We start from the raw sequence: 22198 nt of genomic DNA on the forward strand, positions 1-22198 counted from the left end.
AGATGGCCGCGTTCACGGAAGCACAAATCCCCTGAGTGCGGCCATCCACGGCCCGAAACAGTCCAGGTGGGCGTCATGGGAGGCCCCGGGGAGGTCAACGCGCGTCGCATTCCTGCCTCGCCGGACAAACCCGGCCTTGCCCGCTTCGTCAAACATGCCGGCTTCCCCGTAGGCCACCAGGGTGGGCACAGCCACGCTTTCCCACTCCCCCCAGCGCGGGACGGCCACCGCACTGATGGCCGCCACCATGACATCGGCGTCGAACCGCGGCCAAAAGCCGCCGTCGCGCTCCTCCAGATCCGCCGCCCAGGCAAGTGCGAGCGGTGCATCGCCAAGGAAGGCCTGGGCCGCGGCCCGGCTGGGGAACGGCACGGGCCAGGACCGGAAATAATCCCCCATCGCCGCGCGGTCCTCCGCCCCTCCCCCGCCGGCGTCCGCCTCCAGCAGCACCAGCCTGGATACCAAGTCCGGCCTCGCTGCGGCCACGAGCATGGCCGTATGGCCACCCATCGACTGCCCCACCAAGGCTGCCGGCGGGCCCACCGCCTCAAGCACACGCACGACGTCGGACACGTAAGCAGCGCGCGAGACATCCCTTGGGTGGCGGGTGCTGGCGCCGTGGCCGCGCTGGTCCACCAGCACTGTGCGGCATTCGGGGAGCGCTGCCGCCGTCGGCAAGAATTCGCGGGCGCTGCCGGCGAGGCCGTGGAGGATCACTACGTTGGGCCCGCTGCCGCCTGTGTCATAGCAACGCAGTTCCACTCCCTGCCCGGCGGTAACAGTAAATCCTTGGATTGACGTGGGCATCCCATCACCGTACGTGAATCCCACCGCGGGCCCGGTGAGCTGCCGTTCATTTTCACGAAACCTTCTGGCCTTTAGCGTCCGTCGGCGGCTTCTCACCCTCCGTGCACCCAATTTCGCGCCGCTGGTGGCATCCAGCATGCTGATCCGGGGTTCTCCGGACAGCTCAACAGGCTTCGTTAACATTTCGGAAACATATCGGTCATGCGATCTTCACGTAGGCGACGTTTGCGTAACCTGCCTGCAACTTAGCGAAGCAGAAACGGAAACACACGGCGGCAAATATTGACCAGGGGGAATGCGAGGGCCGAACTGGAGAGTCCCGTATTGCAGGCTCAACGCGAAGGGACCCGCAGGTGGAAATCACTGCGCAACACGTCTGGCTGATGATTTCAGCGGCAATGGTACTGTTCATGACCCCTGGGCTAGGCCTCTTCTACGGGGGCATGACCCGCGCCAAGGCGGCCCTCAACATGATCCTGATGAGCTTCATCTCCGCGGGAATCGTCGGTGTGGTCTGGGTGCTCTGGGGCTACTCGATGACCACCGGCGAAGGCATCCTGGGCCTCTTCGGCAATCCGTTTGCCAACTTCGGCCTGCAGAACCTCATGGGCTCGCCCGAGCTCATCAAGGCCGGCTACAGCGCCACTTTCGCCATCATCACCGTGGCCCTGATCAGCGGCGCCATCGCGGACCGTGCCCGGTTCAGCGCCTGGGCAGTCTTCGTTCCTGTGTGGATCACGCTCGTCTACTGCCCGCTCGCCTACATGATCTGGGGCGGCGGACTCCTCAGTGCCGGCGGCGCCCTGACGTCGATCTTCGGCCAAGTCATCGACTTCGCCGGCGGCGCAGTAGTAGAAATCAGCTCCGGCACTGCTGCCCTGGTCCTTGCCCTGATCGTGGGCCAGCGGCACGGCTTCGCCAAGGATCCCAACCACCGACCGCACAACGTCCCCTTCATCATGCTTGGTGCCGCCATCCTGTGGTTCGGTTGGTTCGGCTTCAACGGCGGCGCGGCGACGACGGCGGAACAGGCCGGCCTCATCTGGGTCAACACCCTGGTGACCCCCGCCGCAGCCATGCTCAGCTGGCTGGTCGTCGAAAAGGTACGGCACGGCCACCCGACGTCCCTCGGCGCTGCCTCCGGCGTGGTGGCAGGCCTGGTGGCAATCACCCCGTCCTGCGCCAACATCAGCCCGGTGGCCGCCATCGGCCTGGGCCTGGTGGCCGGCGCAGCCTGCTGCTGGTTTGTGGACCTGAAGTACCGCTTCGGCCTGGACGATTCCCTCGACGTTGTGGGTGTCCACCTCGGCGCGGGCCTTATCGGGACGTTGGCCCTGGGATTCATCGCCCTTCCCGTGGACGGCGTGGGTGGTGGACTGTTGTACGGCGGAGGCGTGCAGCAGCTGATCGCCCAGACCGCCGCAGTGGTGGTCACCCTGGTCCTCTCCGGCGGTATGACGCTGGTGATTGGGCGCGCGATCAACAAGACCATCGGTTTCCGGGTCAGCCACGAGGCCGAGACCGTGGGCGTGGACCTCGCCGAGCACGCCGAGAGCGCCTACTCCTTCGGGGAACTGGGCAGCCGTTTCAACCCGTCCGGCCACCTCGCTGCCGCGCAGCCGGCAGCCCAGGAGTCCGCCTCCCAGCGCGCCAAGGAAGACAGCTTCGCCTGACACTGCGACCCCATTCTGTTGCGCCTTTGTTGCGCCACAAAGGATCGGTTTCTATGTGATAACGGCTCTGGAGGATGCGAAGACGGGCGGCGTATGCTGATGTCACGTCGCTAGCCTGAGAGCTGAAAAAATGGCGAAGAAGAAACGCGGACACGGTCTGGTCGCGACCCTCGGAAGGGTCATCGGGTTCTTCACCGCGAGCGCATTATGCGGCGTTCTTGTTGCGAGCCTGGTGGTTCCGGCGGTGGCAGCCGCAGGCTTCGGGGTCAGCAGTTCCATCAGTTTCTTCGACCGCCTGCCTGAGGAACTTGTGGTCGCGCCGCCGTCGCAATCCACCAAGGTCCTGGCCTCCGATGGCCAGCTCATTGCAACGTTCTATGCCGAGAACCGGATCAAAGTCCCGCTGGACCAGATGTCGCCCTACATCCGTGACGCCGTCGTAGCCATCGAGGACAGCCGCTACTACGAGCACGCCGGAATCGACCCCCAAGGGATCCTGCGCGCTGCGATCTCCAACATGACCAGTGGCGGCAGGCAGGGTGCGTCCACTATCACCCAGCAGTACGTCACCAATGTGATCAACGAGGCCTACCTGTCCCAGGACAAGACGGACGAGGTGATTCTCAGCGGCCAAAAGAGCATGGCTGACAAGCTCCGGGAGATGAAGCTTGCCGTCGCGTTGGAGAAGAAGTTCAGCAAGGAGCAGATCCTCGAGGGTTACCTCAACATCGTGTTCTTCAACCGGGATGCGTATGGCATCGAGGCCGCTTCGCAGTACTTCTTCAGCACCTCGGCGAAGGACCTCACACTGCCGCAGGCCGCGCTCCTGGCCGGACTGGTGAACAGCCCTAGCTTTTATAACCCCGCGGTCAACCCGGACAAATCGATCGTCCGGCGCAACCAGGTGCTTTCCGAGATGCTTGCCACGGAAAAAATCACCCAGGCCGAGCATGACGCCGCTGTTGCAACGCCCATCGAACTGAAGCTGAACCCCGGCAGGCAGGGCTGCGCCAACGCCACGATGGCGCCGTACTTCTGCGACTACATTTCCCACCTCATCCTCAACAACCCGGCGTACGGGGCAAGCCTGATTGAACGCGAACGGAGGCTCTACCGGGGTGGCCTGACCATCAAGACCACGCTGGATCCAAGGCTGCAGGCTGCGGCGCAGGCACAGGTGGACAGCACGGCGGGTGCAAATCCCGACAGGTGGGGGGCGGCGCTGGTGACGATCCAGCCTGGTACCGGCAACATCCTCGCGATGGCCCAGAACACTGTGTTCCTGCCGGAGGAAGGGAAGTTCGACACGCAGCTGAATTTCAACGTGGACGCCCGCGATCCACAGGGCAATGACCTCAATGGCGCTGGCGGATTCCAGCCGGGATCTACCATGAAGCCGTTTACCTTCGCGGAATGGCTTAATGAAGGCAAGTCCATGACGGCCGAAGTGGACGCTTCCCGGCGGGTATATCCGTTGGGATTCCCCTGGCGGTCCAGCTGCGGCAGGGTCCTGGGCGCGTACAGCACGGCCCAGAACAATCCCGAGCTGGGCGCCGCCGACGACCTGCAGAACGCGGACGAGGGCTACTACCGCCGCATGCCCGTGAACTACGGCCTCTACAACTCCATCAACACCGCCACGTTCGCCTCCGCCGCCCAGCTTGATTTCTGCGGCATCCAGAAAATGGTGGACGCTGTGGGGCTGCACAGCGGCCTGGACGGCGCGCAGATCAACATGCACCAGCTGGGCAACCTGCTGGGGGCCATCGGCGTGGCCCCGCTCCACCTGGCGAATGCCTTTGCGACCTTCGCCAATGACGGCCGTTACTGCGTCCCCATCGCAGTGGTGGACGTGACGGACGTGAACGGCGGCAAGCTTCCCGCCCAGGCCAGCGAATGCCGCAACGCGGTCAAACCCGAAGTGGCACGTGGTGTCAACGCAGTTCTCCAGGACGTCCTGAAAGTGGGCTCAGGCGTGTGGATCAATCCCAAGATCCACACTGTGGTGCCCACCGCGGCAAAGACCGGAACCTCGAACAACAACGGCGCCACCTGGATTGTTGGCTACACGTCAGGCCTGGCCACCGCGTCCTTCTTCGGTGATGCTTTGGAGGGCCAGAAGCGGCCCGGCCAGAACGTCACCATCAACGGCGTGTTCTACCCCCGCTTGGACGGCTACATGATCGCCGGCCCGCAGTGGGTCAACTACATGCTGCAAGTGGTGAAGCTCTACCCTGCAAATCCGTTCCCGCCGCCGCCTGCTTCGATGTCGTCCCCTTCACCCGCTCCCTCAGCAAAGCCCTAGGAGTCCGGCCTGGTCGCAAGCGAGGGTGCGAAAATGATCCAATGCCAACCATTGAGACCAACCGGCTGATCTTGCGACCGTGGGAGCCGGAGGACGCTGACTTCGCCTTCGACCTGTACTCCCGCTGGGAAGTGCAGCGGTTCATCGGCAATCCTCCCCGCGTGATGGCCGGGCGGGCCGAGGCAGAGGGGCGGATACGGGACTGGCGGCAGATGGACCACCCAGTGCACGCGGTCTGGGTTGTGCAACTCAAGGGGTCCGGCCAGCTGGCGGGAAACCTGCTCCTGAAATCCATCCCCGCGTCCGGGCCTTCCCTGCCGCTGCAGCCGTCCGGCGATACGGAAATCGGCTGGCACTTCCATCCCGACCATTGGGGCCACGGTTTCGCGACCGAGGCAGCGGCCGCTGCCCTGAACTTCGCCTTTGCCAGCGGACTCAGGCGGGTGGTGGCGGTGACGGCGCCGGCCAATGCTGCCTCCCAGAAAGTCTGCATCAGGATCGGTATGCGGCATCTGGGGCAGACCCCCCGGTACTACAACTCGCTCTGCGAGCTTTTCGAGGCGACTGCCCCGCAGCCGTAGCCGCCGTCGTCGTGCATTTCAACAGATACTGTCGGGTGTTTCAGCAGATGCTTCAGTCAGCGAGGATGAGGTAAAGCGCCCGCCGGGTTTCATCGAGCTTTTCGATGGCGGCAGTGCGTTGCTCCTCGGTGGCGCCGCGGAACTGGTGGATGACCCCCATGAGTTTTCCGATGCTCTCGTGAAAAGCCGGTCCCGTGGCGTCTCCGGCGGCGTTCCAGGCGTTGTCCAGTTCCTCACTGTTCTCTGCCACATACTCCCGGCCTGCGTCGGTAAGCGCGAATTCGGTACGACGGCCCTCGCCAACAGGGCTGATGAGTTCCTCGTCAACCAACTGCTGAAGGGTGGGATAGACCGAGCCCGGGCTGGGGCGCCACGCGCCGGAGGTCTTTTCGGCGATCGTCTTGATCAGCCCGTACCCGTTCGACGGCGCCTCCGCCAGGAGGGACAGGATGGCTGCTCTGACATCACCCCTGTTGGCCCGCCTGGGACCGCCCGGTCCGAACCCCGGCCCAAAGCCCGGGCCGAAACCTCGGGGCCCGAAGCCGCGCGGCCCGAAGCCACCGCCGCCGTGGCCATGCGGTCCGCGGCGGCCGTGCCCGCGTCCGAAGCGTCCGCGGTGCGGCTCATTCTCTGCATATTTGTTGTCTTCGTACATGCCTTTCATAGCGGCATTGTCCTTCCGGTTGTGGAGATTCCAGTCGCCCACCACACCGGCGAGCGATACTTAACGATATATCGCTGAGTATCGCTTGGCAATAGCCGACGACGGCGGCAAGGTGCCGCCGTCGTTATCCCGCTAACCGGTGCCGTTCCACAGCCGCTGCCACCACGTGCGCCTCGCTTCCGGCTGCGGCTCAGGGCTGGCGGCCTTGGCGCGGGCGGTGCGGCGCTGGTGCCAGCGCGCCACTTCGACGTCGATGTCCCGGGTCTTGGTGACGACGGGCGGGCCGCCCTGCAGCTGCCGCCGGGCGTCGACGACACGGGCGTTGAAGTCCTTCAGGATGTCCCGGACCTGCTTTTCGGTGAACTGGGCATCCAGGCGGTCATCCAGTTCGGCGTCCTCGGTGCGCAGCAGGATGGCCTTGGGCCCCAGGCCACTGATGTTCTCGCGCTGGATCAGGCCCTTGACCCACCAGTCTGGATCGTAGGCCTCGCCCAGGCCGGGAATCGGCTTGCCCGAGTACTTGAGGTTGTCGAACTTGCCTTGGGCCATGGCGTCGCGGATGAGGTACTCCACCCGCTTGGCGTCGTCAACCTTGCGTCGTTTTTGCCGCTCGTTTTCCTCAGCGGCCTCCAGTTGTACCTCTTCCTCGGCGCTAATGCCCGCGCCCCGGTAGGAACGCAGCTCCGCACCGCGTTCCAGCCGCCGCCTGAAGGCGTTGTCAGCTTCACCCATGTCCCGTCACCGCCCCTGAACTGCGCCGCTCCTGACTTCCAGTATTCAAGTGTCCGCATTCGGTTTCAACGGGCTAATTCATCATCATCGAGACCTGATGGAGCTTTTTGTTGCCGTTCGTGACCGCGCATCGCACCCGCTGACGCCTGGTTTCACCCCGTGACAGCTTTGCCTGACCAGCTGGGCTCGCGCCTATGGCTGCTCCTACAGTGGCTGTCAAAGGAACGCTGGCATGCGATTCGCGTCCCGCGACAGAGCGTGAGTTAGGTCCAGACCGGTTGGACCACCCGTGGCAGCAGGGCTGCGTGGGCAGATGGACGCGGAACCCGGGCTATTGGGAGGTCTTACGCGTTTTCCATCTCCGATTTCCGGCGGAAAGCCCTGGTTCAGCAGGCGCTGAAGAAGGTCGAGGAAAGCGCCCGGGGCCTGGGCGTGCAGGAACTGGTCCTGCAGTGCTCAAGCTGTGGGCTGCCGAATCCAGGACGACGCCAGCTCGGCATCATGCTCGGTCTCGGTCAGTGCGTAGTGGAAGACCCGGCTGTCGGGGTTTTCCAGCCGGCCGCGTGGCTCCACCCTGAACCATTCATGGCCGGCGACGGCCTGCGCCCAGGCGTCGGCTTCCTCCCAGTACACATCCCCGGACCGGCGGTCGGGATGCACGTGCATCGCCACCGAGATCATGAACGTGGCATCCTCGTTGGTAGGACGGAGGGCGAAGCACACCACGTCCACGCTGACGCCGTGGTTCACGCAAGAGGGCTTGCGGGCCATTGCTGTGGCGGCGCTGTCCACCCGCACCCTCGTGGATGTCCTGCCTGGCGAGTGCGTACATCTGCCGGCGAAGCAGGGACAGTTCGTCTCCGCAGCTCACTTGGATCCTGCGGGTGAGTGCCCCGATCACAACGGCCACCTCGCGGCAGGAAGCAGGCTGACCCCGTCTAGGTTGCCGTGCATTTGGCGGCCGGATCCTTCGAGGCTAAGCACCCAGACAATTTCGGAGTCGGGCGTTTTGGCGTCAACCCGGCCGAAGTAGGGCATGCCCGCCGGAGGTGTGACCCTGACGGTCGACCCCACCCCGATCGCGGACCAGTCCTGGACGGCGTGGTCCTGAACGGCGTCATAGTGGAGGCCAGCACCCGGCCCGTCGGCAGGATCCCGCTGGAGCGGGCGCCGGCCCCGCCTGCGGGAGCCTGACTTGACCGGCGTCATGCAACGCTCTCCAGCAACTTGGCCCGGGACGGCACGCCCTCGAAGTAGCCGCCCTTGAAGAAGAGCAGCGGCTCTGCGCCATCCCTGGCACCGAGTGCGCGCACCGCGCCCACCACGATGGTGTGGTCACCGCCGTCGTATTCATCATGCAGTTCGCAATCCACCCATGCGAGGGCCTGATCCAGCACCGGACTGCCCAGCGGCGAGGCGGTGTAGTCGACGCCGGCAAACCTGTCGGTTCCGGACCGGGCGAACTGGGCGGCGAGGTGCTGGTGCCCGGCGGGCAGGATGTTCACCGTGAACCGTCCGGCTTTCCGGAGTTGCGGCCAGGTGCCGGAACTGCGGGCGGGGCTGAAAGTAACCAACGCCGGATCCAGGGAGAGGGAGGAGAAGGACTGGCAAGTGAAGCCGGCCGGGCCGTTGTCCGTCACCGCGGTGATCACCGTCAAACCGGAGGCAAAGTGGCCCAGGACGTGACGCAGGCGCTGGGGGCTGAGATCAAAATGTTCCGTCATGTTCTTTTCCTTTCAAGGCCGATAATCCAAACCAACCACCCGTCCACGACCCTTTCAACCACAGGTGAAACGCACCGACGCGCAGAGAAACCTGGCTTCACGGCCCGAAGCATGGGGTAACGAAAAAGCCTGGAAACACTGCCTTGACCAGTGCGTTCACCACCGTTGCGGATTCGGGCCCCATCGCGTCAGTCAGCGGTGGCCGGTTCATCGAGCGACGCCAAACGTCGTACACCGCAATCGTCCGCAGGATTGGTTAACAGAGCGGGACAATGCCGCGGCTGGTGCTTAAGCTACTGCTACGTGATGTGCCCGAGAGGCCAGGGAGCGGTCTGCAAAACCGCTGACGCGGGTTCGAATCCCGCCATCACGTCCACTCCGCAAGCCGCGCGGATCTCAGGTGGCTGCCGGCAGTCCAGCAAAGGGTCACAGACGCAGCGCGTCATCAGGGAGAGCATCGCCGGGCAGCCTGCCGTCAACTGGTGACGGATCTGGTTCGTGGCGCGCCAGTTCGTCCATGATGCGGGGTGGCCATTGGGGTGGTTCCCAGTCTTGGTGTTCGCTTTGGTAGTGGCGTCCGGTGGGTGAGGTCCAGCCGGGTGGTTTGTCGATGCTGGCTTCGGTGGGTGTCCAGGCGGTGGTGTGTTTCAGCCGGTGGTGTTTGGGGCAGGGCTGGCCGAGGTTGCTGATGCCGGTGGTGCCGCCGTCGGCCCAGGCCAGGAGGTGGTCTGCTTCGTTGTCCAGGGATTGGTTGTTGCAGCCGGGGAAGGGGCATTTGCCGTCCCGGAGCCGGAGCCATTGGCGCATCGCGGCGGGGATCCGGTAGCTTTGGCGGCCGATCTCCAGCGGCGCCCCGTTGCGGGGGTCGGTCAGGACGCGGTGGAACGAGCCGGCGCCGTCGGCGACCAGGTTGCGGGCCATCGACGCCGGGATCGGCCCGTACCCGTCGAGGGTGGCTGGTTCGTCGGTGAGGCCCATCAGCGCGAACACCGGCACGGTCACGAGGACCTGCGCCGCCGGTAACGGGACCCGGCCCGTCATGACATCACTGGCGGTGGCCGAGTCGGCGGCCGGAACGCCACCAGCCACGACATCACTGGAGCTGGGGGCAGTTCCGTCGCTGAAGCCGGTACTCGTTTTGGTGCCGTCGCTGGTGCTGCGGGCCCCGCCACTATTGACGCTCACACTGCTGGTGCCGGCGCTGTTGCCAGCTGCTGTGTCTGTGCGGGCCTCGGCGGGGCTGCCCGTGGGGAATCCACCGCTGAGGAGCAGTTGGGCGGCGATGTCGGCGCGGAGCTGGGTCATGGTGCGGGTCTCGGCCGGGCCCTGGAGGGTGCGGGCGGTGGCGGTGATGCCGTTCCAGATCCCGGCTGCCCGGTCCGCGGGCAGGTAAGCCGAAAGCCAGGCCATGCCGTCCCGGTCCGGGACGTACTCCAGCCGCCGGTCCAACACACTCCTGGCGTGGCGCTTTTCGATACTCACCGGATGGTGCCGTTCCCGCCAGGTCCTGGCCTTGTGCCGGAACCGGGACGGGACCAGGTCACCGGCCGGGCACTCCCGGGCCCGGTCCGGAACGTCCGGGCCCAGGAAACGGGCCTCCAACGCCGCCGCCCCGGCCGCATCCAGGCCGGTGGTTTCATCGACCATGACCCGCGCGTGCTGCCACGACAGATCCCCGGACTGCAGCGCAGCCAGCGTCAGCGGCAAGGCAGTGGTCAGCTCATGGGCCTGCGCCAACAGCGCCGAGGCCGAGCGTTCACTCACCGTCAGCGCACACGCGACCTCGGACACCACACCCATCTCCTGGGCCGTGTGCTCCCCAGGGCTCCTGACCGGGCCGTCCAGGGCCGCAGCCTTTCCCGCGTACGCGGCGGCCAGGCGCACCCTGAACGCCGCCACCATCGCGTCCACCCGGACCGAACCGCCCAGCCCGTCCAAGCAAGCATCCGCCTGCCCCCGCAAAGGATCACCACCCCCGGAACCCGTCTGGAAACCCGTCTGGGAACCGCGGCCACCCAGCCCCCGGCGCATACAGGCAGCAAACTCCGCAGCAGCAGCCTCGAAAGCCTCAACCGCCTCGTCAACACCCGGGATCCCCATACCCCCATCATCCAGCGAGGCGCCAACAAGAACACCACAGCACATCGCCTATGTGGATAACCTCCCGGCCCCGCTACCCGAACCTCGGGACTGTTTCCGGCCGGGCCGCCGGCGCGATGCTTGCGCTCATCAGTTGCTCCTTTGCAGGCGATGAAGAATGAAACGGAGGGGAAAAAACGAGGGAAAGCCAGCGCTCCCTCCGGGTGAGCCGCTCTCAGAGAATGAACTGGCGCAGGAACTGGGCGTGAGCCGGACTCCGGTGCGGGAAAGCCTCATACTCCTCCGGGAGGAAGGGCTGGTTCAGGTCTTCCCCCAAATCGGCTCATTCGTCTCGCTGGTGGATCTTGGACGGGTCTCGGAGGCCCAGTTCGTCCGGGAGGCCATCGAATGCGCGTCCCTCAAGGACGTTGCCGTGGATGCGGCCGGCCTCGCGGGCCTCCGCGAAATACTGCGGAGCCAGTCAGATGCAGAAGCCAGCGGAGATGTCGAGGAATTCTTCCGCCTGGACGAGGACTTCCACCGCGAACTCCTGCGACAGGCGGGTCATGAGTCCGCCTGGGCAGCCGTCAACTCAGCCAAGGCCCACCTGGACCGCGCGCGGCGCTTGAGCCTACTGGATACCAGGCCTGTGGCCACGTTGATTGAGCAGCATACGGCCGTGGTGGACGCGCTGGAAGCCAACAACCTGACGGATGCGGACAGCTCATTGCGCCTCCACCTGCGGGGCGTCTTCGAGGACGTTCAGCGCATCCAGGAGAAAACTCCGGAGCTCTTTTCCGACGGCGCAGTACGTCGGCCCATACGGCGGAGCGTCGCCCGCCTGACGTAAGAGGACGACGGCGGGAAGTCCCGCCGTCGTCCTTCAGCCGTGTGTTCTTGCAGTTGCCGTTGCTTACCGTCCGTTGACGGGCACGCCAAGCATTTTCGCCAAGGCGCCAAGGATCCTGTCCGTAACCTCGTCGATTCCGCCAATTCCGTCCACCTGGGCCAGGATCCCGCGTCCGGCATACCTGGCCACCACAGCTTCGGTCTGCTGGTGATACAGGTCCAGCCGGTGGCGGATGACGGTTTCGTTGTCGTCGCTCCGGCCGGCTTCCTTGGCCCGGAAGAGGAGTCGGCGGACAAGCTCCTCGTCGTCGGCCGTCAGCTGGAGCACTACGCCCAGTTCCTGCTCGCGGGCGGCCAGGAGCCCGTCGAGGTAGTCCACCTGCGCGGATGTGCGCGGGTAGCCGTCCAGTAGGAAGCCGCTCCCGACGTCGTCCTGGCAAAGGCGGTTTCGGACCATTTCGTTGGTGACGGTGTCCGGTACGAAATCGCCATTGTCCATGTACTTCATAGCCTCGACCCCGAGCGGGGTCCCGCCCTTGACGTGGGCGCGGAAGATATCTCCGGTGGAGATCGCGGCAACACCGAGGCGCTCGGAGATCCTTTCGGCCTGCGTTCCCTTGCCCGAACCGGGCGGCCCGATAATCAGCATTCTCGTCATTCAGTACCCCTCACTGGGTTATGGGACGTCGTCGTCCTGGCCCGATGCTACGGATCCAAAGGTTGCGAACGGGCTGCATCGGCACCTGAGAGCAGAGTACGACGGCGGGACGCACCCGCCGTCGTACTCTTTCCTTTTGTGCTGTTACCGGTAGTCCTGGCGCAGTGGGCGGTCAGGTCCGGGCGTGCTCGGCGAGCACGGCATCGATCTGGCCGGCTGCCTCCTTCATGCCTTCCTCCATGCCCATCTTGATCATTTCTTCCATCTGCTCTTCGGATTCGAAGGTGGACATGATGGTCATCCGCGTGCGGCCGCCGATGTCTTCGAGGTCCACGCTGGCATGGGCGCTTCCCAAGGCATCCACCGGAGCGCCGGAGTCGTCGGCAAAACCGTCATCGAACTCGAGCTTCCGGGGCGCGTCGATGGCGGTGAATTTCCACCATCCTCTGGGCTTCTCCCCTTCAGGAGTGGTCATGTAATAGCTGGCCTTCCCGCCGGGCTGGAAATCAAAGCCCTCGAACGTAGCGGGGTAGCCAGGAGGCCCCCACCAGCGCTCGAGCTGCCGGGGGTCTTCCCAGATCCGCCAGACGCGCTTGACGGCGGCATCGAACTCGGCAACGAGGGTGAGGCTGAGTGCCTCGAGATTGGTGGTGGAACTGATAACAGGCATGGCCGTACCTTCCTATCCTTCAGCCAGGATGTCCGCGATCCGTTCGGCACGCTGCCGCCAGATCTTCTCGTACTCGTCCAGCAGGCGGCGGGCCTTCGCCAAACCTTCGTGATTGCCCCGCACGATCTGCTCCCTTCCGCGCTTCTCCTTGGTGACCAGGGAAGCGCGCTCCAACACCGCCACATGCTTTTGGACGGCGGCGAAACTCATGGCGTAGAGGGCCGCGAGGCCGGACACCGAATACTCCGCCACCGTGACCCTGCGGACAATGTCCCGGCGGGTGGCGTCCGCGAACGCCTGGAAGAGGCGGTCGACGTCGGCATCACTCATCTGATCTACAACCATTTGGTTGTACGATACGCCGGCCGCTGAGGGGTGTCAACGGATATTTTTGCTCCGTGGCGGAACCTGGCTCCGGCAGCTGCGTTTCGGGGTATCACGTGTCAATGGGATCTATGCGATGATCGGACTGTGACCGCGGAGACGAAACCCAACAAGCGACCCACCAGCTTTGATGTCGCCAAGAGGGCCGGGGTTTCCCGCGCCACGGTCAGCCACGTGCTGAACGGCCAGGGTTCCCGCTTCCCGGAGCAGACCCAGCAAAAGGTGCTCAAGGCCGCAGCTGAGCTTCAGTACAAACCGTCGCCCGCCGGACGAGCCCTGGTGACCGGACGCAGCGACATCCTTGTGGTACTCATACCAAACGCGACTTTCGGCACGAACTTGCAGGATCTCGTGGACAGCGTCAGCGCCCAGGCGGCCCGCCACGGCCTGAGCGTGGTGGTGCGCTTCGCCGGGCGCGATGCGGCGGAAACCCTTGCCGCCATCCTGCACTTCCGGCCGGTGGCCGTGGTGGACATTGGAGTCCTGTCCCCCGAAGACCGCGAAACGCTGGAGGCGACCGGAGCGGTGGCCATTCCGCGGTACAGGCAGTCACGGGAACCTGAAGGGGACCTCAACTTCCTCGTGGGGAGGGCCATGGCGGATGAACTGCTTCGCGACGGACCCCGCCGACTGGCCTTCGCCGCCTTGGTTGACGAACGGCAGGACCCCTTCGGGCCGCCACGTTATGCGGGGATGAAAGCTGCGGTGCGCGCCCGGGGACTGCCAACGCCGGAACGGCTGGACATTCCACTCAAGCTGGCAGGGGCGAAGGCGGCCCTCGAAGCCTTCGCAGCGCAGGGCACGCCGATGGGAATTGGCTGCTACAACGACGACGTTGCCATCGCCGTTCTGGCCGCCGGCCGGGCTCTCGGGCTCAAGACCCCGGGCGATCTCTCGGTGGTTGGCGTGGATGCGACGGAGGTGGGACAGCTCGTCTCCCCCCGACTGACAACTGTGCTCATGCAGGACGACGCACTCATGGAGCAGATCGCGGCAGACCTGGCTGAGCTGCACCAGAAAGAGGCAACGCAGCAGGTGCATGACCCGCGGCCGATGGTCAGAATCATCCAGGGCGAGACCACCTGAGGCCTCATTTTCGGCAACACTCCGGCGGTGCGTTGACATGCGGTGTTACTAGTGACATGCTCGTTACATGGACCTGTTGGACAGCTGGACAGCTAGACAAGACCGGGTGGTACGCGTCGGTGCGGCCGAAGCGGTTTTTGCTTCGCTCCGCGGTGCCATCGAAGCCGGCAAAATCCCTGTCGGTACGCGGTTGGATTCAGAGGCATCCCTGGCCAAGCAGTACGGAGTCAGCCGGACCATGGTCCGCGAGGCCCTGCGTTCCTGCACGGCCCTCGGACTGACCGCCACCCACACCGGCAAGGGCACCTTTGTCATCGCCGACAAAGTGGCCCAGGACCTCAAGCTCGGCAAGTACTCCGCCAGCGCCCTCGTTGAGGCCCGCCCCCATGTAGAGGTTCCGGCCGCAGGCCTGGCCGCCCAACGCCGCACCAACGAGGACCTGGAAGCCCTCCGGGAAATTCTCCGCGAAATGTCGGAAGCTGAGAACCTGCAACAGTGGGTGCAGCTTAACACCGAGTTCCATGTCACCATCGCCCGGTCCAGCGGCAACGGCGTCTTCGAATCATTCCTCTCGGACATCTGTGAGGCGATGGCGAACCAGTCCAACACCCTCAACCTCGTTGCCGACCGGCGCAAGGAATCAGGCGATGAACACGCCCGAATCTTCGAGGCCATTGAGCGCGGCTCCGCCGAGGATGCGTCCCAAGCGATGACCATGCACCTGCACGGGGTGGAGTGTGCCCTCGGCACCATCGTCCCGGGCGGTGGTCCCACCGGGGCAGGCCGTACCGGCTAAATACGCCCGCTATTCCGCAGTCCACCCATGCCTCCGCCATCCCGCGGTGCCATCAACTACGCCCCAAAACGGCTCCCAGCATGCCGTCCACGCCCGTCAACGAAGCCCTGTGAGGACCCCATGACCACCGACCTGCCCACCCTTGATGCCCTTCCGGAGACCCGCTCCGAGCACGATCTCCTCGGTGACCGCGATGTCCCCGCCACCGCCTACTGGGGCGTCCACACCCTTCGCGCCGTCGAAAACTTCCCCATCACCGGCCAGCCGCTGTCCTCCAACATGCACCTGGTCCGCGGCCTTGCCGCCGTCAAACTTGCAGCCGCCCGCACCAACCACGAACTTGGCCTCCTCGACACCGAACGGGCCACAGCCATCGAAGCCGCCTGCACGGACGTCATGAACGGGCACCTGGCCGACCAATTCGTCGTCGACGTCATCCAAGGCGGCGCCGGCACCTCCTCGAACATGAACGCCAACGAGGTCATCGCCAACCGCGCCCTGGAGATCCTTGGCCACCCCAAAGGCGACTACACACGCCTGCACCCCAACGACCACGTGAACCTCTCCCAGTCCACCAACGACGTCTACCCCACCGCGGTGAAACTGGGCACTATTTTCGCCGCCCGGGAACTGCTCGACGCCCTCGCCGAACTCGAGGAAGCTTGCGCCTCAAAGGCCCTGGAATTCCGCACTGTCGTCAAGATGGGCCGCACCCAGCTCCAGGACGCCGTCCCGATGACCCTGGGCCAGGAATTCGGTACGTACGCCGTCACTATCGGCGAAGACCGCCTGCGCCTCGCCGAAGCCGAGCTCCTTATCCATGAGATCAACCTTGGCGCCACCGCCATCGGCACCGGCCTGAACGCCCCCGCCGGCTACGCCGAAACCGCCTGCCGGCACCTGGCCCACATCACCGGCCTGCCGCTGCTCACCGCGCCGGACCTGATCGAAGCCACCCAGGACGTCGGCGCCTTCGTCCACCTCTCCGGAGTCCTCAAACGCGTCGCCGTGAAGCTCTCCAAAATCTGCAACGACCTGCGCCTGCTCTCCTCCGGCCCCCGGGCCGGTTTCGGCGAAATCAACCTCCCGGCCGTGCAGTCCGGCTCCTCGATCATGCCCGGCAAGATCAACCCGGTCATCCCGGAAGTGGTCTCCCAGGTTGCCTATGAGGTCATCGGCAACGACGTCACCATTACGATGGCCGCCGAAGCCGGGCAGCTCCAGCTCAACGCCTTCGAACCCATCATCGTCCACAGCCTCCACAAGAGCATCTCGCACCTGGAAGCAGCCAGCCGCACCCTCACCGCACGCTGCATCCGCGGCATCACCGCCAACACCGATCACCTCCGCCGCACGGTCGAACAATCCATCGGCCTGGTCACCGCCCTGAACCCCCACCTCGGCTACGCCACCGCCACAGCGATCGCCCAGGAAGCCCTTGCCACCGGCAAAGGCGTCGCCGAACTCGTCCTCGAACACGGCCTCCTCACCCACACCCAACTCCTGGAACTCCTCAGCCCCGAACGCCTCGCCAACCTGAGCAAAGAGTCCCCAACCGCCCCCTAACCTCGCAAGCTCGGCCAGGGAACCCAGCGGTCGTGGGCCCATCAACCGCCCGCTGACCCGCGGGCCCGCTTAGGAACAACACCCATCACAACCCCGCCCATCCAGGGAGCAGGGGCACACCGACGTGCCCAGATTCCCGGACCGGCCAGAGAGAAAGCGGCACTCAATGATGAAGGCCGTTCCGCTACCGGGCCACCAGCCCGGCCTCACCCAAGGAGTGATCATGAAAAACAAATCAACCATGTGGATCCTGGCAGCACTCGTTATCGGAATCATCACCGGGCTGGTGTTCCACTGGCTATTGCCGGACGCCACCCGCGGATCGGTGGTATCTGTCCTGGACACCGTGACCCACATGTTCCTGAACCTGATCAAGATGATCATCGCCCCGCTGATCTTCGCCACCCTGGTCTCCGGCATCGCCGGCGCTGCCAAGTCCGCCGGTGTGGGGAAGCTCTTCGGCCGATCGATGATCTGGTTCCTCTCCGCCTCCGTCCTGGTGGGCGCCTTCGGTTTCATCACCGCGCACGTGCTCAATGTGGGCGACGGCCTCAACCTCGTGGCGGGCGGCGATGCTGGGATGGAAACGAAGACCCTCGATTACGCGGAGTTCGTCACCAACATCATCCCCACGAGCGTCTTCGCGGCCCTGACGGCCAACAACCCCCTGCAGATCCTGGTGTTCGGCGCGCTCTTTGGCATCGCCCTGCTGAACCTCCGGAAGAAGGGCCGCTCCTCGATCGCGGATGCCATCGATGAACTGATGGGCGTCATGCTCAAGGTCACCGGCTACGTGATGAAGGCGGCCCCGGTTGGTGTCTTCGCCGGTATCGCAGCGGCCTTCACCGCCGAGGGCCTGGACGCTTTCGCCACGTACGCGTCGTTCATCGGCGGCTTCTACGTGTCACTCTCCGCACTCTGGGTGGTCATGATCGCCGTGGCAGTCGCCTTCCTGGGTAAGGCCGCCTTCCGGCTGGTCCGCATTGTTCGCGAACCGATGGTCATCGCCTTCGCCACGTCCAGCAGCGAGGCCGCCCTGCCTAAGCTCATCGAGGGCCTCACCAGGTTTGGCATCGAAAAGCGCACTACCGGCTTTGTGCTGCCCCTGGGCTACTCCTTCAACGTGGACGGTTCCATGATGTACATGACGTTCGCGTCGGTCTTCCTGATCAACGCCTACGGCATCGACATGGACCTGGGCCAGCAGATCGCGATGACCGCCATGCTGCTGCTCAGCAGCAAGGGGATGGCCGGTGTGCCGCGCGGCTCACTCGTGGTGGTTGCCGCCGTCGTGCCTGCCTTTGGCATTCCCGCAGCAGGCACCGGCGTTCTGCTGGTGATCGACCAGCTCCTGGACATGGGCCGCACGGCCACCAACATCCTTGGCAACGCGATCGCCACCGCGGTGATCGGCCGGAACCACGATCGGGAATCCGCACTCGTGGACAGCACGACGGCGGCATCCGCCGACGGCGCCCCTCCCACCGATACGGCGGCAGAGCACCAGGAACGCGAGCACGCGACAGTTCGCTGAAAGGCTGCGGCACATGTCCCTCGAAGTTCAGACCCGAACACTGGTACGCCCCGCCGACAGCAGCAACGATGGGCGGCGCACCACGGTCAGATCCCTCATCATCGACTACCTTGCAAGCAACGGGGCCAGCAAGGTGGCCGATATCAGCGCCGCAGTCACGGCTTCGCGGAACTGCGTCAGGTACCACCTGGCTGCGCTGGAACGCGCAGCCATCGTCCGTTCCAACATCTCCCCCGGGACCCGGGAGGGCTGCACGCCCTTTTACGCGCTGGTCCCGGGAAACCGGGTTGCGGACAAGACGTCCACCTAGACCCCAGATGAGCTGCCAGCGGTTGCTGGCAGCTCATCTGCATTTGGGGACCGCCGGAGGTATGGCCCGGAACGCCAGACTCTCTTTCCGGATGGTTGACACGTGATACCAATCAATGATCTCCTTCATTGACACGTGATACTAAATCCAGGAATCACCGAAACAGACTTTGGACCGCCACCTGCTTCCCGCGGGCTGGACCCACATCGCTTACAAGGGAGAAACCGATGACCCGCGCTTCGTTCAATGCAGGATGGGCCGTACGGCCGAAGGTCAGCCTCTTCGCTGAGTTTTCGGGCCCCCTCGCCCCGCCGCAGCCCGTCACGCTGCCGCACGATGCGCTGATCGGGCTGCCGCGTTCGGCCGATTCCGCCCAGGGTTCGCACACCGGCTACTTCCCTGACGGCACCTTCGAGTACTCCAAGACTTTCGACGTGCCCGAGGACTACCGGGGAAAGCGCATCGCCCTCGAGTTTCAGGGCGTTTACCGGGATGCGATGGTCTTCGTCAACGGGGACTTCGCCGGCCAGCGCCCCTTCGGCTACTCAACGTTCAACATCCGGCTGGACCCATTCCTGAAGTACGGCCAGCCCAACACCATCCGCGTTGATGCGCGCGTCCACCAGGACTCACGCTGGTACTCCGGCGCCGGCATCTACCGGGACACTTTCCTGTCAGTGACCGAACTGGTGCACCTCGCGCCTAACGGGGTCCGGATCGCGACGCCGGACATCACGGCCGGGCGTGCCGTCGTCGACGTCGCCACCACCGTGGAGAACGAGGGACTGTCTACCGCCACCGTGACGGTGGGAACGGAACTGCACGACGGCGATGGCAAGGTGGTCGCCGTCGGCTCCGCCCCCGTGACGCTGAAGGCGGGCAGCACCGCCGTCGTCCGCCAACGCCTCTACGTCACCGAACCAAAACTGTGGGGCGTGGACAGCCCGCATCTTTATTCGGCGCGGACCAAACTGCGCGACGTCCTGGAGGTGCTGCACGAAGACACCACCATCTTCGGCATCCGGTCCCTCCAGCTTGACCCGTTCAACGGCCTCCAGATCAACGGCGAGACCGTCAAACTGCGCGGCGCCTGCATCCACCACGACAACGGCGTCCTCGGCGCGGCCACCATCGCCCGCGCGGAGGAGCGCCGGATCCAGCTGCTCAAGGAGGCCGGCTTCAACTCCATCCGGAGCGCCCACAACCCTGTCAGCCAGGCGATGCTGGACGCCTGCGACAAACACGGCATGCTGGTCATGGACGAAACCTTCGACGTGTGGACTGAAGGAAAGTCCTCCTTCGATTACTCGCTATCCTTCCCCGAATGGTGGGAACGCGACGTCGAGGCCATGGTGGCCAAAGACTTCAACCACCCGTCCGTGGTGCTCTACTCCATCGGCAACGAGATCCCGGAAACCGGCAGCGGACTGGGCTCCGGCTGGGGACGCCGGATCGCCGAGAAGATCAGGTCCCTTGATCCCACCCGGTACACCACCAACGGCATCAACGGTTTCGTATCGGTCATCGCAGATGCTGCGGAGATGATGAAGCAGGCTGGAGCAGGAGACGACAGCCAGGGCGTTAACGCCATGATGAGCGAGGCCGGCGAAGCGATGGGCCGCATCAGCGCCTCTGCCCTCGTCTCGGAACGGACCGCGGAATCGCATGCGGCGGTGGATGTTGCCGGCATTAACTACGGCGACGGGCGCTATGTCCAGGACAAGGAACTCTTCCCCAACAGGATCATCGTTGGAACCGAAACGTTCCCGGATCGCATCGATGTCCTCTGGAAGCTTGTGGATGAAAACCCGCACGTGATCGGCGACTTCACCTGGACCGGCTGGGACTACCTCGGCGAAGCAGGCATCGGCCGGGTGCAGTACACCGATGAGAGCGAGGGGGCACCCGCATTGGGAGCGCCGTATCCGTGGCTGCTGGCCTGGTGCGGTGACATCGACATCACCGGCTACCGCCGGCCCGCCTCCTACTACCGCCAGACGGTCTTTGGGCTGCGCCACGAGCCCTACATTGCCGTCCAGCGCCCCGGGAACTACGCCCGCGAACACGGCATGGGCCCCTGGACGTGGACGGACAGCATCTCCAGCTGGAGCTGGGATGTCCCGGCGGGCTCACCCATCAAGGTGGAGGTCTACAGCGACGCCGACGAGGTGGAGCTGCTCCTGAACGGAAGCCCCGTGGGCCGCGTCCCTGCCGGACCGAACCACCGGTTCCGGGCGCACTTCGAGCTCACATATGAGCCCGGCGAACTGGTGGCGGTCGGCTACGTCGGCGGTGCCGAGCAGGGCCGCACTACGCTTTGCACGGCCACCGCGGATGTCTGCCTGACCGCCAATGCCGACCGCACCGAGCTGCACGCCGATCACTCGGACCTCAGCTATGTGGCCATCGAGTTCCGTGATGCCAACGGCACGCTGGCCACGAACGTTGAACGTCGAGTCGCTGTGACGGTGGAGGGCGCCGGCGTGCTGCAGGGGCTGGGCAGCGCCCGGCCCGACACTACCGAAACCTACACCGGGACGAGCCACACGTCATTCGACGGCCGGCTGCTCGCCGTCGTCCGGCCCACGATGGCGGGCGCGATTACCGTGCACGTCAGCGCAGATGGGTTTGAGCCCGTCACCGTCAGCCTGCTTGCCTCCGCAGCTGACGCCGGCGAAGCCGCCGTCCTCGGCAACGAGGTGGGCGCCCTCGCCTGAGAAACCGGGCCACGAGGCAAACAGGAACGGGACGACGGCGGGATATTCCCGCCGTCGTCAGTCTCCATGGGAGGGCCTACTGCGGGAAGCAGGCCTCCGCGGAGCCGAGGTGGATTTGCGCTCCGCCTTTGACGAACTCCCCGAATGTGGCGAACCCGCCAGCTTCGGCGATTGCCTTGTAGGTGTTGACGTCGAGCACACCGGCGGTGGCCTCCGCGGAGACGATGAGCCCTACGCAACTGGCGTGGTGGTTGGCTGCCTGTGCTGCCGGCAGACCCATCGTGAGGGCGACAAGCGTCGCTGCGGACAACATGGCGAATCGACGGACGTAAGTGTTCATTGTTTGCCCCTGGAAAGATCGGTTTCCATCAAAGGATGTGTGGCAGTTTGTGCGGCCGGGCCGCGGCTTCGCCGGCTCGGCGCAGGATGGCCTGACCGTTGCCCCCAGGGCGTGGGCCGAAACGCGGCGCCCGCCGCTACGGCGGCGCCTTTGCAGACAGGGCACTGGTTTGGCGTGCCCTTGGGAAAGATTACCGCCGTTGAATTTTTGCGTCCATGGCGGGCGTGTAATCGGTCACACTTTGGGCATTTCGGTTGTCAACCCCTCTCGCAACCGTGAACCATGAATGAGGGAATTCGTTTCCCGCCTACCTGAACCAGCAATCCTCACCGACGAGGATGCGGCTCCAAACAACGACGTGGGGCCGTCGACTGCATGAGTGAAAGTACTGACAATGATGTTTGAAACCACTGATTCCGTAACGCTGAAAATCTGGGACCGCTCGGCCATCGATCACACCATCGACGCCGCCGTCCAGGACCTGACTCCCCGCGCCAAGGCCGCCAAATGCGGAATCGCCGTCACCCGCAGCGGACCCAACACCTTCACGGTTGGCCTGAGCCGCAACGTTCCGCAGGGAGCCACGTTCGAGGAAGTCACCCGCTAGGAACCATTACAGGGGTGGGGGGGGGGGGCCCCCCCCCCCCCCCAACGATTGGTTATAGAGATTTAGCCCCCAAAAAACCCAACGCCCCCAAAATATAGGCCAAAAAAAACAAAAAA

22 protein-coding genes and 1 tRNA gene are annotated in these 22198 nt (G+C 64.8%); 12 read left to right on the forward strand and 11 right to left on the reverse strand.

All coding sequences use genetic code 11. The features are described 5' to 3' along the window. Positions 1-12: 12 nt before the first annotated feature. Positions 13-807, reverse strand: a complete 795-nt coding sequence (locus tag ACFC25_RS20310) for an alpha/beta hydrolase (RefSeq protein WP_337352281.1) — start codon at positions 805-807, stop codon at positions 13-15. A gap of 353 nt (positions 808-1160) precedes the next feature. Here ACFC25_RS20310 and ACFC25_RS20315 point away from each other — a divergent pair, with 353 nt between their 5' ends. From ACFC25_RS20315 to ACFC25_RS20325, 3 genes are all read left to right on the forward strand, one after another. Then, the gene (locus ACFC25_RS20315) at positions 1161-2480 is read left to right on the forward strand and encodes an ammonium transporter (RefSeq protein ID WP_337348815.1); all 1320 of its coding nucleotides are present in this window, start codon (positions 1161-1163) and stop codon (positions 2478-2480) included. A 130-nt stretch (positions 2481-2610) separates the two neighbouring features. Continuing rightward, complete coding sequence (locus ACFC25_RS20320) at positions 2611-4785, forward strand: transglycosylase domain-containing protein (protein WP_337348814.1); 2175 nt, start codon at positions 2611-2613, stop codon at positions 4783-4785. Positions 4786-4826: 41 nt separating this feature from the next. Further along, positions 4827-5366: a GNAT family N-acetyltransferase gene (locus ACFC25_RS20325; RefSeq protein ID WP_337352280.1), complete on the forward strand. Its 540-nt coding sequence runs from the start codon at positions 4827-4829 to the stop codon at positions 5364-5366. A 52-nt stretch (positions 5367-5418) separates the two neighbouring features. Here ACFC25_RS20325 and ACFC25_RS20330 read toward each other — a convergent pair whose 3' ends face one another. The 5 genes from ACFC25_RS20330 to ACFC25_RS20350 form a co-directional block, all read right to left on the reverse strand. Beyond that, positions 5419-6030, reverse strand: coding sequence for a PadR family transcriptional regulator (locus ACFC25_RS20330; RefSeq protein ID WP_337352279.1), 612 nt, complete (start codon positions 6028-6030; stop codon positions 5419-5421). A 132-nt stretch (positions 6031-6162) separates the two neighbouring features. Then, entirely contained in the window at positions 6163-6762 is a 600-nt protein-coding gene (locus tag ACFC25_RS20335; protein WP_337352278.1) for a DUF1992 domain-containing protein, read from the reverse strand. Between the two features lie 456 nt (positions 6763-7218). After that, the gene (locus ACFC25_RS20340; protein WP_376048492.1) at positions 7219-7554 is read right to left on the reverse strand and encodes a hypothetical protein; all 336 of its coding nucleotides are present in this window, start codon (positions 7552-7554) and stop codon (positions 7219-7221) included. A gap of 105 nt (positions 7555-7659) precedes the next feature. Further along, the gene (locus tag ACFC25_RS20345; RefSeq protein WP_337348809.1) at positions 7660-7971 is read right to left on the reverse strand and encodes a hypothetical protein; all 312 of its coding nucleotides are present in this window, start codon (positions 7969-7971) and stop codon (positions 7660-7662) included. Then, a complete protein-coding gene (locus tag ACFC25_RS20350) occupies positions 7968-8486 on the reverse strand; it encodes a flavin reductase family protein (protein WP_337352276.1) in 519 nt (172 codons plus the stop codon). Before ACFC25_RS20350 ends, ACFC25_RS20345 begins: the two co-directional genes overlap by 4 nt. Positions 8487-8788: 302 nt before the next feature. Between ACFC25_RS20350 and ACFC25_RS20355 the strand changes: the two genes are divergently transcribed. Continuing rightward, positions 8789-8862, forward strand: a tRNA-Cys gene (locus tag ACFC25_RS20355). A gap of 50 nt (positions 8863-8912) precedes the next feature. On the opposite strand, the gene ACFC25_RS20360 is transcribed toward ACFC25_RS20355, so the two are convergent. Continuing rightward, a complete protein-coding gene (locus tag ACFC25_RS20360; protein ID WP_337352275.1) occupies positions 8913-10586 on the reverse strand; it encodes a DUF222 domain-containing protein in 1674 nt (557 codons plus the stop codon). 157 nt (positions 10587-10743) lie between these two features. Between ACFC25_RS20360 and ACFC25_RS20365 the strand changes: the two genes are divergently transcribed. Continuing rightward, a complete protein-coding gene (locus ACFC25_RS20365) occupies positions 10744-11415 on the forward strand; it encodes a GntR family transcriptional regulator (protein ID WP_337352274.1) in 672 nt (223 codons plus the stop codon). Between the two features lie 63 nt (positions 11416-11478). Here ACFC25_RS20365 and ACFC25_RS20370 read toward each other — a convergent pair whose 3' ends face one another. From ACFC25_RS20370 to ACFC25_RS20380, 3 genes are all read right to left on the reverse strand, one after another. Then, positions 11479-12063 (reverse strand): adenylate kinase, encoded by a 585-nt coding sequence (locus ACFC25_RS20370; RefSeq protein ID WP_376048570.1) that lies wholly within the window; start codon positions 12061-12063, stop codon positions 11479-11481. Between the two features lie 181 nt (positions 12064-12244). After that, positions 12245-12742, reverse strand: coding sequence for an SRPBCC domain-containing protein (locus tag ACFC25_RS20375; protein ID WP_376048496.1), 498 nt, complete (start codon positions 12740-12742; stop codon positions 12245-12247). A gap of 12 nt (positions 12743-12754) precedes the next feature. Further along, entirely contained in the window at positions 12755-13087 is a 333-nt protein-coding gene (locus ACFC25_RS20380) for an ArsR/SmtB family transcription factor (protein ID WP_376048498.1), read from the reverse strand. Positions 13088-13213: 126 nt separating this feature from the next. Here ACFC25_RS20380 and ACFC25_RS20385 point away from each other — a divergent pair, with 126 nt between their 5' ends. From ACFC25_RS20385 to ACFC25_RS20410, 6 genes are all read left to right on the forward strand, one after another. Then, positions 13214-14212, forward strand: coding sequence for a LacI family DNA-binding transcriptional regulator (locus tag ACFC25_RS20385; RefSeq protein WP_376048502.1), 999 nt, complete (start codon positions 13214-13216; stop codon positions 14210-14212). 67 nt (positions 14213-14279) lie between these two features. Continuing rightward, complete coding sequence (locus ACFC25_RS20390) at positions 14280-15008, forward strand: FadR/GntR family transcriptional regulator (protein ID WP_337349163.1); 729 nt, start codon at positions 14280-14282, stop codon at positions 15006-15008. A 120-nt stretch (positions 15009-15128) separates the two neighbouring features. Beyond that, positions 15129-16574, forward strand: a complete 1446-nt coding sequence (locus ACFC25_RS20395) for an aspartate ammonia-lyase (protein ID WP_337352272.1) — start codon at positions 15129-15131, stop codon at positions 16572-16574. Positions 16575-16797: 223 nt separating this feature from the next. Further along, complete coding sequence (locus ACFC25_RS20400) at positions 16798-18108, forward strand: dicarboxylate/amino acid:cation symporter (RefSeq protein ID WP_376048507.1); 1311 nt, start codon at positions 16798-16800, stop codon at positions 18106-18108. Positions 18109-18121: 13 nt separating this feature from the next. Then, the gene (locus tag ACFC25_RS20405) at positions 18122-18418 is read left to right on the forward strand and encodes a winged helix-turn-helix domain-containing protein (protein WP_337352270.1); all 297 of its coding nucleotides are present in this window, start codon (positions 18122-18124) and stop codon (positions 18416-18418) included. Positions 18419-18645: 227 nt separating this feature from the next. Further along, complete coding sequence (locus tag ACFC25_RS20410) at positions 18646-21135, forward strand: glycoside hydrolase family 2 TIM barrel-domain containing protein (RefSeq protein WP_376048509.1); 2490 nt, start codon at positions 18646-18648, stop codon at positions 21133-21135. A gap of 76 nt (positions 21136-21211) precedes the next feature. On the opposite strand, the gene ACFC25_RS20415 is transcribed toward ACFC25_RS20410, so the two are convergent. Continuing rightward, positions 21212-21475 carry a hypothetical protein gene (locus tag ACFC25_RS20415; protein WP_337349168.1) on the reverse strand — a complete coding sequence of 88 codons (264 nt, stop codon included), beginning with the start codon at positions 21473-21475 and terminating at the stop codon, positions 21212-21214. Between the two features lie 394 nt (positions 21476-21869). Between ACFC25_RS20415 and ACFC25_RS20420 the strand changes: the two genes are divergently transcribed. Next, positions 21870-22082 carry a hypothetical protein gene (locus tag ACFC25_RS20420; RefSeq protein WP_337349175.1) on the forward strand — a complete coding sequence of 71 codons (213 nt, stop codon included), beginning with the start codon at positions 21870-21872 and terminating at the stop codon, positions 22080-22082. The last annotated feature ends 116 nt before the right edge of the window (positions 22083-22198 follow it).

This window comes from Pseudarthrobacter sp. NPDC055928, from assembly GCF_042270935.1.
Classification (GTDB): domain Bacteria; phylum Actinomycetota; class Actinomycetes; order Actinomycetales; family Micrococcaceae; genus Arthrobacter.

Bases quoted from the DNA above. Each gene is read 5' to 3' on its own strand.
- ACFC25_RS20370 (WP_376048570.1), bottom strand. From the start codon at position 12,063: ATGCTGATTATCGGGCCGCCCGGTTCGGGCAAGGGAACGCAGGCCGAA.
- ACFC25_RS20390 (WP_337349163.1), top strand. From the start codon at position 14,280: ATGGACCTGTTGGACAGCTGGACAGCTAGACAAGACCGGGTGGTACGC.
- ACFC25_RS20400 (WP_376048507.1), top strand. From the start codon at position 16,798: ATGAAAAACAAATCAACCATGTGGATCCTGGCAGCACTCGTTATCGGA.
- ACFC25_RS20375 (WP_376048496.1), bottom strand. From the start codon at position 12,742: ATGCCTGTTATCAGTTCCACCACCAATCTCGAGGCACTCAGCCTCACC.
- ACFC25_RS20420 (WP_337349175.1), top strand. From the start codon at position 21,870: ATGATGTTTGAAACCACTGATTCCGTAACGCTGAAAATCTGGGACCGC.
- ACFC25_RS20365 (WP_337352274.1), top strand. From the start codon at position 10,744: ATGAAACGGAGGGGAAAAAACGAGGGAAAGCCAGCGCTCCCTCCGGGT.
- ACFC25_RS20310 (WP_337352281.1), bottom strand. From the start codon at position 807: ATGCCCACGTCAATCCAAGGATTTACTGTTACCGCCGGGCAGGGAGTG.
- ACFC25_RS20350 (WP_337352276.1), bottom strand. From the start codon at position 8,486: ATGACGGAACATTTTGATCTCAGCCCCCAGCGCCTGCGTCACGTCCTG.
- ACFC25_RS20395 (WP_337352272.1), top strand. From the start codon at position 15,129: ATGACCACCGACCTGCCCACCCTTGATGCCCTTCCGGAGACCCGCTCC.
- ACFC25_RS20335 (WP_337352278.1), bottom strand. From the start codon at position 6,762: ATGGGTGAAGCTGACAACGCCTTCAGGCGGCGGCTGGAACGCGGTGCG.
- ACFC25_RS20405 (WP_337352270.1), top strand. From the start codon at position 18,122: ATGTCCCTCGAAGTTCAGACCCGAACACTGGTACGCCCCGCCGACAGC.
- ACFC25_RS20320 (WP_337348814.1), top strand. From the start codon at position 2,611: ATGGCGAAGAAGAAACGCGGACACGGTCTGGTCGCGACCCTCGGAAGG.
- ACFC25_RS20360 (WP_337352275.1), bottom strand. From the start codon at position 10,586: ATGGGGATCCCGGGTGTTGACGAGGCGGTTGAGGCTTTCGAGGCTGCT.
- ACFC25_RS20380 (WP_376048498.1), bottom strand. From the start codon at position 13,087: ATGGTTGTAGATCAGATGAGTGATGCCGACGTCGACCGCCTCTTCCAG.
- ACFC25_RS20330 (WP_337352279.1), bottom strand. From the start codon at position 6,030: ATGAAAGGCATGTACGAAGACAACAAATATGCAGAGAATGAGCCGCAC.
- ACFC25_RS20410 (WP_376048509.1), top strand. From the start codon at position 18,646: ATGACCCGCGCTTCGTTCAATGCAGGATGGGCCGTACGGCCGAAGGTC.
- ACFC25_RS20415 (WP_337349168.1), bottom strand. From the start codon at position 21,475: ATGAACACTTACGTCCGTCGATTCGCCATGTTGTCCGCAGCGACGCTT.
- ACFC25_RS20345 (WP_337348809.1), bottom strand. From the start codon at position 7,971: ATGACGCCGGTCAAGTCAGGCTCCCGCAGGCGGGGCCGGCGCCCGCTC.
- ACFC25_RS20325 (WP_337352280.1), top strand. From the start codon at position 4,827: ATGCCAACCATTGAGACCAACCGGCTGATCTTGCGACCGTGGGAGCCG.